At 60.7% G+C, this 12,424-nt stretch carries 11 protein-coding genes and 1 pseudogene; 1 reads left to right on the plus strand and 11 read right to left on the minus strand.

Going from position 1 to position 12,424, the window contains the following annotated elements:
- Window positions 1-1,720 (minus strand): annotated as a pseudogene (locus tag DFS28_RS09600) (von Willebrand factor type A domain-containing protein).
- An 89-nt stretch (window positions 1,721-1,809) separates the two neighbouring features.
- Entirely contained in the window at window positions 1,810-2,370 is a 561-nt protein-coding gene (locus tag DFS28_RS09605; protein WP_111449527.1) for a YbhB/YbcL family Raf kinase inhibitor-like protein, read from the minus strand.
- Window positions 2,371-2,509: 139 nt separating this feature from the next.
- On the opposite strand from DFS28_RS09605, the gene DFS28_RS09610 reads away from it, so the two are divergent.
- Entirely contained in the window at window positions 2,510-4,039 is a 1,530-nt protein-coding gene (locus DFS28_RS09610; protein WP_111449528.1) for an FAD-dependent oxidoreductase, read from the plus strand.
- Window positions 4,040-4,158: 119 nt separating this feature from the next.
- Here DFS28_RS09610 and DFS28_RS09615 read toward each other — a convergent pair whose 3' ends face one another.
- From DFS28_RS09615 to DFS28_RS09655, 9 genes are all read right to left on the minus strand, one after another.
- Entirely contained in the window at window positions 4,159-5,664 is a 1,506-nt protein-coding gene (locus DFS28_RS09615) for a YdgA family protein (protein WP_111449529.1), read from the minus strand.
- 328 nt (window positions 5,665-5,992) lie between these two features.
- Entirely contained in the window at window positions 5,993-6,631 is a 639-nt protein-coding gene (locus tag DFS28_RS09620; RefSeq protein WP_111449530.1) for an NADH:ubiquinone oxidoreductase subunit N, read from the minus strand.
- An 82-nt stretch (window positions 6,632-6,713) separates the two neighbouring features.
- Window positions 6,714-8,162 (minus strand): efflux transporter outer membrane subunit, encoded by a 1,449-nt coding sequence (locus DFS28_RS09625; RefSeq protein WP_111449531.1) that lies wholly within the window; start codon window positions 8,160-8,162, stop codon window positions 6,714-6,716.
- Window positions 8,159-9,046 (minus strand): HlyD family secretion protein, encoded by an 888-nt coding sequence (locus tag DFS28_RS09630; RefSeq protein WP_111449532.1) that lies wholly within the window; start codon window positions 9,044-9,046, stop codon window positions 8,159-8,161. Before DFS28_RS09630 ends, DFS28_RS09625 begins: the two co-directional genes overlap by 4 nt.
- Window positions 9,043-9,252 carry a DUF1656 domain-containing protein gene (locus DFS28_RS09635; protein WP_008148151.1) on the minus strand — a complete coding sequence of 70 codons (210 nt, stop codon included), beginning with the start codon at window positions 9,250-9,252 and terminating at the stop codon, window positions 9,043-9,045. The genes DFS28_RS09630 and DFS28_RS09635 overlap by 4 nt, the downstream gene beginning before the upstream one ends.
- The gene (locus DFS28_RS09640; protein ID WP_111449533.1) at window positions 9,249-11,321 is read right to left on the minus strand and encodes an FUSC family protein; all 2,073 of its coding nucleotides are present in this window, start codon (window positions 11,319-11,321) and stop codon (window positions 9,249-9,251) included. Before DFS28_RS09640 ends, DFS28_RS09635 begins: the two co-directional genes overlap by 4 nt.
- Window positions 11,318-11,746, minus strand: a complete 429-nt coding sequence (locus tag DFS28_RS09645) for a MarR family winged helix-turn-helix transcriptional regulator (protein ID WP_111449534.1) — start codon at window positions 11,744-11,746, stop codon at window positions 11,318-11,320. The genes DFS28_RS09640 and DFS28_RS09645 overlap by 4 nt, the downstream gene beginning before the upstream one ends.
- Before the next feature lie 137 nt (window positions 11,747-11,883).
- The gene (locus DFS28_RS09650; RefSeq protein WP_225607491.1) at window positions 11,884-12,048 is read right to left on the minus strand and encodes a type II toxin-antitoxin system Phd/YefM family antitoxin; all 165 of its coding nucleotides are present in this window, start codon (window positions 12,046-12,048) and stop codon (window positions 11,884-11,886) included.
- 123 nt (window positions 12,049-12,171) lie between these two features.
- On the minus strand, window positions 12,172-12,417 hold the full coding sequence (locus DFS28_RS09655) for a DUF2789 domain-containing protein (RefSeq protein WP_008148139.1): 246 nt from the start codon (window positions 12,415-12,417) through the stop codon (window positions 12,172-12,174).
- Window positions 12,418-12,424: the final 7 nt, after the last annotated feature.

Here is a 12,424-nt window from a genome sequence, read left to right on the forward strand (position 1 = left end):
TCAGTTGTAGCCTCCTTTAAGCGGCTCACTGTTCGATGCGGTCGTGGTTCGCAGACTTTGCGCCAACTCCACCAATTGCACGAACTCTGCCCGCAGACCAAATCGATCTTCGCCCCGCGCACCGCGCGCCAAATCTTCGGTGTCCTTCAGGCTGAAATCGCCGGTATAACGCCCGTCCTTGAGCTGCTGGGAAAACGCCGCCACGGCTGCCGCAAATCGCAGGTCTTCACTGGCTGGCGCGCCACTGTCAGTGATCGGCCGCTCGATCAAGCGACTGTTCCCACCTTCGGGCAACTGATAGCGCACGCGCAGTATGGCGATTTCCCCAGATTTCCCCAGATTTCCCGGAAGTAACTGCCCCGGAGCTGCCATAGCGCAACGGCTCCAGCCAGCCCTTCTCGCCCTTGGGCACAATTTCGTACAACGCCGTCACCGTATGTCCTGCGCCGATTTCACCGGCATCGACCTTGTCGTTGCTGAAATCCTCACGTTTCAACGCACGATTCTCATACCCCAACAGCCGATATTCACTGACCTGTGCCGGGTTGAACTCCACTTGCAGCTTCACGTTTTTCGCCACGACCCCGAGGGTCGAACCGAGCTGATCCACCAGCACCTTGCGCGCCTCGCGCAGGTTGTCGATGTAGGCATAGTTACCGTCACCGGCATCGGCCAACTGTTCCATCAGGTGTTCATTGTAGTTATCCACACCAAAACCCAATGTGGTCAGGGAAACGCCGGTCTTGCGTTTATCCACCGCCATTTGCTTGAGGCTGTCGAAGTCGCTGATGCCGACATTGAAGTCACCGTCAGTGGCCAGCAGGATGCGGTTGATGCCCTTGGGAATAAACGCCTGCTGCGCCATTTGATAAGCCAGTTCGATGCCTGACGCCCCGGCGGTGGAGCCGCCGGCGGTTAATTGATCGATGGCTGTACGAATTTTCGCTTTTTCGCGTCCGGACGTTGGCTCCAGCACTACACGCGAATCGCCGGCATAGACGACCAATGAAACCCGGTCCTGCTCGCGCAATTGATCGACCAGCAATTTCAGGGTGCTTTTGACCAGCGGTAAACCCTCGCGTCTGTCCATCGAACCGGACACGTCCACCAGAAACACCAGGTTCGCCGGGGCCAGTTGCGCAACCGCGCGATCCGAGGCCTTGATGCCGATGCGCAGCAATCGGGTATGCGGGTTCCACGGCGACGGCGCCAGCTCTGTGGTCACGCCGAAGGGCGAGCCATCGGTGGGCAATGCGTAATCGTAGGGGAAGTAATTGACCATTTCCTCCAGTCGCACCGCACCTTCCGGTGGCAGGCGCCCTTGATTGAGCAAGCGGCGGACGTTGGCGTATGCACCGGTGTCGACGTCCGCGCTGAAAGTCGAGACGGGCGCTTCGGCCACGCTGTGAATCGGGTTATCCGCCAGCGCTTGATACTGCTCCCGCTGCTCATCCCGATAGCCCTGCGGATATGCCTCGCCCGCCGGCATCGGCGCATAGCTCGTCGCTGGTGCCGCACCGAGGCTGCGCTTGGCCATCGAGGTGTCCGCCATGACAGCCTCGCTGCGCACCAGTACTTCAGCCGGCAGCGCACCTTGAGCCGGCGGCGCAGCCGAGGCGGAATCAGGCTTGGATGAAACGCCACAACCGGCAATGGCCAGCAGCAACCCGGCGGCGAAACCCTGGGCGGCCGGGCGGAGGAAATGCAGAGGGAGGGACATGGGGGCTGACCTCAGGAGGAAATTGATCCATTCATCCTCTGAGACGAGCCCCTCTTCCGGTTCGGGTTAAACCGCAGTGAAAAGAATCTTCAGCGGTGATAACGCCGCACTACGCTGCTGTTTCTCAGCACATGGTCTTTGATTTTTTCCAGTAGCTGTGCGCGGGTAAGGCCAGCAGGCAAGGCGTCCGGTGCCAGGTCCAGGGCATAAATCTGGATGATGTAGTGGTGCGCGCTATCGCCGACCGGCGGACAAGGACCGACATAACCTGTGGTCCCTTTGACGTTCATGCCCCCGACGCCTTCCAGGGCGGATTTGGCGCCAACACCGGCCGGGATCTGGTGGGTGGTCGGTTTGATGCCGTAATGCACCCAGTGATCGACACCCTGGCCTTTCGCGCCATCAGGGTCATGCATGACGATGGCGTAACTGAGGGTGCCCGCCGGGCCGGCGTTCCAGTTCAAGGCCGGTGACTGGTTGTGCCCACCACAATTGGGCGCATCGCTGGCGGCAGCCGAGGTAAACAGTCGATCGTCGGTGACACCTGGGATGTTCAGGGTAAAACGCTCCTGGGCCTGCGCCGGCAATTGCACGCAAAGGGCGACTGCAACGGCCGCCAGCCAAGGGTTCAGAGAGGTCAATCGGGTCATACCGGAGCACCTTGTGCGGGTGGGGCCGTCGTCGGCGTGCAAACTATAGCTGGACCATTCATTTGGTGGCAGCGGGAATTGGCTGAACCTCCATATAAGCGCCAAACTCTTAAGTGAAACGCTTGCCTGGAGAGTGATCATGGCACTGCACCGCGTCGCTCGTTTCGCCGATGTGCCCGAAAACCGGGGCCTTGAAGTCCAGATTGCGGACACGAAAATTGTCCTGCTGCGGGTGGGCGATCATCTTCGCGCCTTTCAGGGCGAATGCCCCCATGCCGGGGCGCCGCTGGCCGAAGGCGCTCTGTGCCACGGACGTTTGATCTGCCCCTGGCACAAGGCTGCGTATCGGATCGAGGACGGTGCGCTGTGCGAACCGCCGTCCCTGGACAGCCTCAAGCGCTATCGGCTGGAGGTGCGCGATGACGAAGTCTGGGTCGACGATCAACCGATGTCCGACGCTCACACTCCACCGGCGGACGACGAGCGAACGTTTGTGATCATCGGCGCTGGCGCCGCAGGCACGGCGTGCGCAGCAGCGTTGCGCGAAAAGGGCTTCGGTGGCCGGGTGCTGTTGATCGACCGTGAAACCGACGCCGGTTACGACCGCACGGTCCTGAGCAAATTCGTGATTGCCGGGGAGATGCCGCCGGAAGAAGTCCCGCCGCTGCGTGATGAAAACTTTTACCGCGAACAGCGCATTGAGCGAATCAACGCTGAAGTGACGAGCCTGGACGCCGCGAACAAGACGTTGCGCCTGGCTGATGGTCAATCGCTGAGCTACGACGCGGCCCTGCTCGCCACCGGCGGCACACCCAATCCGCTTACGCTGCCTGGCGCCGACCTGCCGCAAGTGTTCGTGCTGCGTTCGAAAGATCAGGCGCAGCGGATTCTGGACTCGGCAAAACCTGGCCAACGGGCGGTGATCATCGGCGACAGTTTCATCGCCATGGAATCCGCGTCCTCCCTGCGTCAATACGGCCTGGACGTCACCGTTCTGGCCCGCCACGCCGTGCCTTTCGCCAAACAGTTTGGCGACGCCGTCGGCAAGGCGATTCGTGCCCTGCACGAGGCCAATGGCGTGGTGTTTCATACGGATGGCAATGCAACGCACATCGAAGGAACCGCCAGCGTCGAAGCGGTGCGCCTGGACAACGGTCAACGTTTACCGGCGGACCTGGTGTTGGTCGGCATTGGCGTCAGCCCGGCAACCGGCGCATATACCGGCCTTCCCCTGGAAAAAGACCAGTCACTGAAGGTCGACGGCGGGATGCGCGTGACCGATGGGCTTTGGGCCGCCGGCGATATCGCGACCTTCCCGCTCAACGGCCAGCCCCAACGGATCGAACATTGGCGCCTGGCACAGCAACAGGCACGGATCGCGGCGATGAATATGCTCGGCGGCGACGAGCATTACCTCGACGTGCCCTATTTCTGGACCTGGCACTTCGGTAAAAACTACGACTACATTGGCCACGCCGCGACCTGGGACGAGGTCGAGTTCAAAGGCGCCCCTGACCACCCACCCTTTATCGGCCTGTTCGGCAAGGAGGGATTGGTGGTCGCCGCGGTGGCTTGCGATGAAGAACGTGCAGTAGCGCTGCTCGCCGAACGGATGAAACAGCCATTGCCGGTGGATGAGGCGTGGCGGTTGATTCGGGACTTGAATTAACGGGAAGTGGGAGTCCTTCGGCCTCCAGCGGGAGCAAGCTCCCTCGCCACAAGCCAGACAGCAAAACGCCCGGCGTCTGCGTTGCGCAGGGGCCGGGCGTCGGTGTGTAAGCCCTGGTGTTACTCGACGGCGACATTCCCGCCGAGTTTGCTCATGACAAACCCGACAAACTCTTCGACGGTCATCTTCTGGCCGTTGAACTCCACCTGATTATTGGCGTAGTGCAGTTTGGAGACGATGTTGTTGTCGTCCAGTTTTGCCAACTGCGTACCGACTGCCATGCTGCCAAACATGTCGGCGGTGGCGGTGGCCTGATCGGCGATGAGTTTCGCGTCGGTCTGACCTTCGATTTGCGACTGCACGCTTAGCAGGTCAACGAGCATTGGCTTGGACACTTTCACGTTAACGTCCAGCAGCGCGATCAGTTGTTGGGTCAACTGGTCCGGCGGCAGGTCCATGGATTGTGGTTTGGTCAGGTCGAGCACCAGGTTGGCGCGGCTTTCGCCATTGGCGGTGTTGAACGACAGATTCTCCAGGGCGACCTGCGGGCCGGCAGCCAGCAGTTTCTCCAGGCCGGTTTTGACCTGCGCCTCTTCGGCCGGGGTCAGGACCAGCTGTGGCGCCGGTTCACCCGCAGCGGCGGCCTCAGCGGCGGCCCTCTCGTATGGTTGCAGTTTGGTCTGGTAAATCTGCATCAACGACATGGTTGCCGGGATGTCGAGGTTCTTCAGGCTCATGGCCATCTGCGCAGACCCGACAGCCTTGCCGTTCAAGGACACCTCACCCACCTTGTAATCGGCACGCCCCGAAGCGCTGGTGCCGGACTCCTCGGTCTGGTTCTTCATTTCAAATTTCTTGAAACCCAAGACCGACTGCTTGGCGCCGAAGGTGGTCTTGCTGTCGGTCAGCTCGACGGTGTTCTCGCCGGTGTAGTAGCCGTAGGTACTTTTTGTCAGGTTGCTGGCCACAGTCAGGCCATTCAGTTCGACCTTCACTGGCGTCTGATCTTCAGCCACCGTGCTCAGTGTCAGGCTGTCCATGTAACCGTCGGCCTTGAGCTTCTGCGCTTGGGCGCTGGCGGCGACATCGAGGTTCAGCCCGGAGAATTTCAGGTTGGACTTGTCGTCAAGCGCCACGTCCAGCGGCAGCAATTGCAGGGTGCCGTTGGTGGCATTGTCGTAACCGATATTGACCACGCCCGTGATTGGCGATTTGTCCTTGGCAGCGGCGAACCACTTCTCGGTGTTAGGCGTTCTTTCCAGTTCGTAGTGACTGGTGGCCAGGACCGGCAGCCACTTCAACGACATCAGACGCGAAAACGGCAGCGGACCGTGCTCGATGCGATCGACGAACAGCAACTCCACCGGTGCTTCACCGAACATCTCGCCTTCGCCTTTGAGGCGGTAGTGCGCGGTGCTGCTGAACACATGGCGCTCCAGCGACACCAGCTCCAGCGACGCTGTGCCGTTGGAACCGACCAGCGCAGCCTGCAACTCTTTGTTGGCGTCGGCGATCGAGGTGTTCAGCACACCTTCGAGCTTGGTGCCGGTGTACCAGGCACCGCCAGCGCTGATTGCGCCGATGGCAACGACGATTCCAAGAAGCACGCCTGCTGATTTATTCATGAATTACCCGATCAATGTCCGTTGTTTGAAGGTGTGGTCGTCTTCCCTGAACCCGACGGGTTACGGTCACGACTGCGTTAAAAGTGCGATGGAGATTAGCATCAGGCGCACCGGGCGACCCAATGATTAAAGGTGAAAGAGTGTCTATGGAATGCCACTGCTTGTGGACAACTGGCAGGGGGTGAGAGTTTCAGTGCTCATTAGATCGCCTTCGCGAGCAAGCCCGCTCCCACATTAGATCGGTGGCGAACACAGAATTTGTGAACACCTGAGATTCAATGTGGGAGCGGGCTTGCTCGCGAAGGCGTCAGGTCAGGCAACATCCCATTCAAGAATACTGAACCTCGATTTCATCAAGCTGATGATCAAAACTCTTGAGCCGTGCGGTCCATGTATAGACCAGCACTTCGAAGTCGCGATTGATCACCGCCGTGCCGCTTGGGGATTCCGAGCGCGGGTCGCAGAAGTCCAGTTGATAACGTTCACGGGCCATGGCGGTGGCGACATCGGAGAGTTCACGGGCGTTATTGAGCCAGTGCCAGCCGTCCTCGGCCACTTGCTTGTCCAGCGCCAGGCATTGTTTTTTCAGGGTTTCGAGGCTTTTTTCCAGCGGGGTGCCGGTCAGTTCGCCCATGACTTCCTGGAACGTACGCCCCGGTTGCCAGTAACTGCCCCAAAAATACCGATCGAACACCGTTTCGACACGGCGCAACGCGACCTTGGTGTCCCAGATCAGCACCAGGGTCTTGCCTTGTTCGAGCTGTCTTTTTTTGATGCGCGTGCCCTGGACTGAAGCCCAGGCCACCACCACGATTGCCATCACGGCAATCAATGCCGCGGCGCTGTCGAGGAACACCAGTGCCTTGTCGATCTGGTGGGCGAGCATGATGCCGTAGAAATAGGTGGCCGACAGCAACACCAATGCCGCTATAGCGCACCAGAAGCCGGGAGCATAAGGGTTTTTCATTATTGGAATCCCCATGACCAACGCGAGCCTTGATTGATGAGTTCGACGCGCGACCTCATCAAATCAAAGCATAGCAACGGCCTCAGGGTTTGCCGGAGTTCGTGCCTTGCGTTCGTCCGCTTTCCCAGCCGCCGCCCAATGCCAGGAACAAATCGATCTGGCTCATCGCAACCTGCGTGCTGGCGGAAGCCAGTTGCGCCCGCACGTCGGTGTAGGTGCGGGTCGCCTGCAAGTCCGCCAGGAACGATGCGCGGCCAGCCTGGAAGAAGCGGTGGGTCTGGTCTGCGGCCAGTTGCGCCGATTGCTCGGCGTCGGCCAATGCATCGCGGCGCTGCAACAGCGCGGAATACTGGGCCAGACCGGTTTGGGTTTCGCGGATGGCGTTGAGCACCACGCCATCGAAATGCGCCAACGCGCCTTGGGTGGTGGCTTCGGCCTCGCGGATTCGTGCGCGGGAGCCGTTGGACGGCACGGTCCAGGTCAGCAACGGCCCGAAGCCCCAGCGATTGGTCGCCGGTTTGCCGAGGTTTTCCAGGATGCCAACGGTACCGACGGTCGCGCCGATGCTGATGTCCGGGTACAACTCGCCCGTGGCGATGCCGATACCGGCGGTCGCGGCAGCCAGCCGTCGCTCGGCCTGCCGCACATCGGGACGGCGCTTGAGCAACGTCGCGCCGTCACCGACCGGCAACAATTGCGCAATCTTTGGCAGCTGCGCGCAGCGGTCGGTGCCGGCTGGAAGTTGATCCAGCGGTTTGGCCAGCAGCATCGACAAGCGGAACAACCCGGCCTGACGCGCGGCCTCATAACGCGGCATGTCGGCGCGCAGGGATTTGAATTGGGTTTGCGAGCGGGTGACCTGGGTTTCATCACCGCGCCCGGCGTCACGCAAGCGCTGGATCAGCGTGGTGCTCTGGGCTTGCAGGTCGAGGGAATGCTGGGCGATTTCCTGCTCTTCGTTGGCGGCGCAGACTTGGGTGTAGGCCCGAACGACATCGGCCACCAGCGTGATTCGCGCGGTATCGGCTGCGGCTTGAGTCGCATCGGCATTGGCCTTGGCCGCTTCGATGCCGCGCTGCAACGTGCCAAACAGGTCGAACTGATACGAGGTGGTAATGCCAATGTCGCCGACGTTGGCCACCGGCACTTTCTCCGGCAGCAGGAATGCTTCGCCGGACTCCTGCAAACGCTGGGCGCCCATCTTCACCCCGCCGCTCCAGCCACCTGCCGCTTGAGCTTCATCGACCTGCGCACGCGCTCGGGAAAGGTTCGCCGCCGCCACGCGCAAATCCGTGTTGGAGGCCATGGCCTGCTCGACCAATTGATCGAGGCGCGGATCCTGATACAAACGCCACCAATCGCTGGGCACCGGTGCCGAGACGACATTTTTGCCGTTCACCGCCAATTCGCCCTGCAAGTCTTCACGGTGTACGGCGGCCTCGTCCGGCACGTGATAATCCGGCCCGACCACCTGACAGGCCGACAGCAACAGGCCTAACCCGGCGATAGCCAAACCCGAGGCCCTGCTCATTTCACGGGCTCCTGCGGGTGGTCATCCATGATAGAAACCGTCGCCGTGCGACCGGCAATCATGCGGAAATCCGCCGGCACATCATCGAAAGCGATACGCACCGGAATCCGCTGGGCCAGCCGCACCCAGCTGAACGCCGGGTTGACGTTGGGCAGCAGGTTGCTGCCGCTGCTGCGGTCGCGGTCTTCGATGCCGGCGACGATGCTTTCCACATGCCCGCGCAGGCGAGCGCGGTCGCCGATCACCCGAATATCGACGCTCTGGCCGACATGAATGCCGTCCAGTTTGGTCTCTTCGAAATAACCGTCGATGTGGAATGAATTGCTGTCCACCACAGACAACACCGGACGCCCGGCGGTGACGAATTCCTGGTTGCGCGGTGCACGGTCATTGACGTAGCCGTCCACCGGGCTGCGGATGGTCGAGCGGTCGAGGTTGAGCTGGGCGCTGTCCACCGCCACCTGGGCTTCCATCAACGCTACTTCGGCGCGGGCCACCCGGGACTGGCTCTCTTCCAGTTGCTCGCCCGGCACCAGATTGCCGAGGCCGCGGTTACGCTTGGCTTCGCGTTGCGCCTGCGCCAGGGTTTCCTGACGGTCGGCGACCGCCGCCTTGGCCTGACGCAGGGCCAGTTTGAAACGGTCCTGATCAATGCTGAACAGCACCTGGCCCCGTTTCACTAATTGGTTGTCACGCACGTCGACCTGCTGGATCAACCCGGACACGTCCGGCGCGATCTGCACGATGTCGGCACGAATGTGGCCGTCGCGGGTCCAGGGCGCGAACATGTAATACATCACCATGCGCCAGACCACGACTACGGCGAAGGTCACGATCAGCAGGGTCAGGACCACGCGACCGAGGGTCAAAAAAGGTTTTTTCATGTCATCAGGTATCGACTGAGTGAGTCCACGGCGCCGAGCAGCAAAGCGTAGAGAGCCACGTTAAACAATGCCCGGTGCCAGACCAGACGGTAAAAGTGCAGACGCGTCAGCAACCCGTGCACCAGCAGGAACAACACGTACGTAATGCCCATCAGCACCAGCAGTGTGGGCAGGAACACCCCGCTGATATCCAGATCACCGATCATAAAGGCGCTCCATCGATGCCATGGGGAAGCGGCTCTTCGAGCTCGCCAGTACTGACGAATTCCACCCCTGGCAGCAGTGACAGGCGCAGGCCGCTCAAGGCATGCAGCAGATGCAGACGGGCGCCCTCATCGCACTCCGTGTTGAGGGCACGGCGGGTGCGGTCCAGGGTCATCAACAACGGACTCGGCGCCGGCAAACGTTCGCCAGCCTTGAGGCAGGCCTTGAAATACTCGCCGACCTCGGCCACCACCTGATGCATCAGCACTTGCGGTGCGCCGAGGACGCGCGGTGTATAGGCGAGCAAATCCAGCAGGTTCAACGCCACGCGCACTTCCCGCAGGGCGATGCCGGTGTCCTGGCCGGTCATGGCCAGGCGCGGCAAATGCTGCATCAGACGATCGAGCATTTGCACGCCCAGGTGCCGGTGATCGGCCAGCGAGGCCGGTTCGGTCAGGCTGACGATGTCGTGCCAGCTGAAACGGGTCAGGCGCTTGGCTGCCAGTTCTGCGCCGAACGGCCGGGCGATCAGGGTCCAGACGAAGGCGAACAACAAGCCCACGGGACCGGCTAGGTTGGAGTTGGCGAAGCTGAGGAAATCCGCGTCGTAGGCGCCCTGAATACTGATAAAAGACGACGTGTTGACGAGGGTCAGCAGCATGCCCAGATAGAACTGTGGCTTGACCGTCAGGGTGCCGATGCAAATAAACGGCACGGCAAACGCCAGCACCAGCATCGGGAAGTCATGCAGGTTGGGCAGGACCAGAAACAAATAAAGACTGGCGAACAATACCGACATTGCCGTCCAGAAAAAGAACCGGTAAATCTGCGGCGCCGGGTCGTCCATCGAAGCGAAAAAGCTGCACGCCACCGCCGCCAGAATCACCGCGGCGCCGCCGTCGGTCCAGCCGAGCAGAATCCACAGCACCGACGCGACGATGATCGCGGTAACCGTGGACGCCGCCGAATAGAGCATCAGCCCACGGTCGAGAAATGGCGACAGCCGACCAAGCCGCCAGTGCCGATACACCGCGCGCCAGCTGTCCTGGCTTTCGCACTGAATGGCGTACTGCAGGCTGCGACAGTCCTGCCACACATCGATCCACTCGCCGAGGCGATACAAGGCGTTGGAGAACAGCAGCTGCTTGCGATCATCCAACGCTTCGGCGGACGGTTGCAGCGCTTCGAGTTGATCTTTCAGCGCTTGCCAGCGGGCGAGGTCGGCGTCTGTGTGGCCGAGCCATTCGGTGGTCGCGACCAGCAGCGGCGCGAACTTATCCACAAGCTCAGGCGTGCGTCGCTCAAGGGCATAAAGCGCGTCGTCGAGGGCGTCGATCACTGGCAGCAGGTGAATCATGCGACCGCGCAGTTCCTTGGTATTGCGTACGGTTTGCGGCCGCGCGCCTTCGTGGGGCAACTGGCCGATCATCAATTCCAGCGTGTTGAAGGTCGCGACCATCGACGAACGCAGCGCACTGACTTCGTCCGGCTGCACGTTGCGGCTAAGGAAACGCAGGCTGTAAGTCGAGGCATCGGCAAACCATTTGCTCACCGAATCGTTGAACACCGGGGCCAGCCGCCGAGGCCAGAACATGGCGCCGACCACCGCGGCCACGGCGATGCCGAGGAAGATTTCTTCAGTCCGCGCCTCTGCGATGTCCCATACCGCTAACGGATTATCCACCACGGGCAAGGCAATCAGCGGCAAGGTGTACCCGGCGAGCATCAGCGCGTAATTGTTGGCGGTGCGCAGGTGCATTGAGAGGAACAACAAAGTCCCGGTCCACAGCGCAATGACCACCACCAGCACATAAGGGCTCTGTACAAACATCGGCACGAAAAAAACCGCGGCGGCGGCACCGAGAAGGGTGCCGACTGCGCGGTACAGCGCCTTGGAACTGGTAGGGCCGACAAACGGACTGGAAACGATGTAGACCGTGGCCATCGCCCAATAAGGCCGGGGCATTTGCATGAGCATGGCGATGTACAACGCGATCATCGACGCCGCGAACGTTCGCACACCGTAGAACCAGTCCCGCGCCGGGGGCATGCCGGTAAAAAATCCGCTCAAGGGTTGATCACCGGCAGATGATTGGCCGATTCAAAAGCCCTCAATACCCGCAACGCTGCTTCCAGATCACTCTGCTCGATCCCTTCGAGCACTTCATGGCGCAAGCGCACCAGCTCGATTTCGACGGCTTGCACCAACTCACGACCCGTCTCGGTCAGGCTCAGGCATTTGGCGCGACGGTCATGGGCGTCTTCAGTACGGCAGACGTAGCCGGCATGACACAACTGATCCAGCAGGCGCACCAGCGACGGGCTCTCCATCCCGGCCGCCTGCGCCACCGTCACCTGCCGCACACCCTCGCCCAAACGCCCGATCATCAACAACGGAACGGCGCAGGCTTCGGAGATTCCATAGTTGACCAGCGTGGTCTGGCAGATCCTGCGCCAATGCCTGGCGGCCACCACCATGGAGCTGCTGATGTTCATCTGGAGAGCGTCGAGGTTCTTCGGCACGAGGGGAAACACACACTGTTAGTTTGCTAACTATCAATATGGCATTTGAGGGGAAAGCTGGTCAAGTTTTGAAACAATTCTCAGGCGGACGGACAGCTTTTTACGATCCATCAGGACGCCAGATTGAAATCACCTAGACGCACCAGCATCGCTTCATAAAGATCTGCCGAAACCAGATAGGCCTTGATCTTATTGTTTTCCAGCACCGCAATAGGCCCGTCTTGCGCCTCGCGTACCGCAGCACCTGCGTTTTTCGCGAGCTCAGAGATGCTCATGACTCTTTCTGCCAAAACACATTGCATGACTCGGTCTCATAGTCGGACTAAACGCATGAAAGCTACTGCAGCGCAGGTAACACCTTTCAGAAAAGCTGTGACAAGGTTTTGCGCTCAAATTTTTTACACCCCCCGCCCCTTCCGCAACAGCACATCCAACTGATCCACCACCTCCGCCCAATCGGCGTCATCCAGAATGTCGTCGCGCAGGAAATCCGCCTGGCTCTTGGTCCAGAAGAACGCATCCGCCAGGTGCAATTCGGGTTTGAGCGGTGAGTGGGTGGCGATGAATTTGTCGATGCTTTCGGCGTCGTCAGGCAGGCCGAGTTGTTTGAACAGGTTGGGGAGGCTGTGGGTTGGGGATTCCATGTCGGGC

Origin of the sequence: Pseudomonas sp. 478 (genome assembly GCF_003254125.1) — a bacterium.
Classification (GTDB): Bacteria; Pseudomonadota; Gammaproteobacteria; order Pseudomonadales; family Pseudomonadaceae; genus Aquipseudomonas.

What these genes read in the sequence shown, in the direction of transcription:
- DFS28_RS09615 (WP_111449529.1), bottom strand. Translation starts at nt 5,664, where the DNA reads ATGAATAAATCAGCAGGCGTGCTTCTTGGAATCGTCGTTGCCATCGGC.
- DFS28_RS09645 (WP_111449534.1), bottom strand. Translation starts at nt 11,746, where the DNA reads ATGAACATCAGCAGCTCCATGGTGGTGGCCGCCAGGCATTGGCGCAGG.
- DFS28_RS09610 (WP_111449528.1), top strand. Translation starts at nt 2,510, where the DNA reads ATGGCACTGCACCGCGTCGCTCGTTTCGCCGATGTGCCCGAAAACCGG.
- DFS28_RS09620 (WP_111449530.1), bottom strand. Translation starts at nt 6,631, where the DNA reads ATGAAAAACCCTTATGCTCCCGGCTTCTGGTGCGCTATAGCGGCATTG.
- DFS28_RS09655 (WP_008148139.1), bottom strand. Translation starts at nt 12,417, where the DNA reads ATGGAATCCCCAACCCACAGCCTCCCCAACCTGTTCAAACAACTCGGC.
- DFS28_RS09605 (WP_111449527.1), bottom strand. Translation starts at nt 2,370, where the DNA reads ATGACCCGATTGACCTCTCTGAACCCTTGGCTGGCGGCCGTTGCAGTC.
- DFS28_RS09630 (WP_111449532.1), bottom strand. Translation starts at nt 9,046, where the DNA reads ATGAAAAAACCTTTTTTGACCCTCGGTCGCGTGGTCCTGACCCTGCTG.
- DFS28_RS09650 (WP_225607491.1), bottom strand. Translation starts at nt 12,048, where the DNA reads ATGAGCATCTCTGAGCTCGCGAAAAACGCAGGTGCTGCGGTACGCGAG.
- DFS28_RS09635 (WP_008148151.1), bottom strand. Translation starts at nt 9,252, where the DNA reads ATGATCGGTGATCTGGATATCAGCGGGGTGTTCCTGCCCACACTGCTG.
- DFS28_RS09625 (WP_111449531.1), bottom strand. Translation starts at nt 8,162, where the DNA reads ATGAGCAGGGCCTCGGGTTTGGCTATCGCCGGGTTAGGCCTGTTGCTG.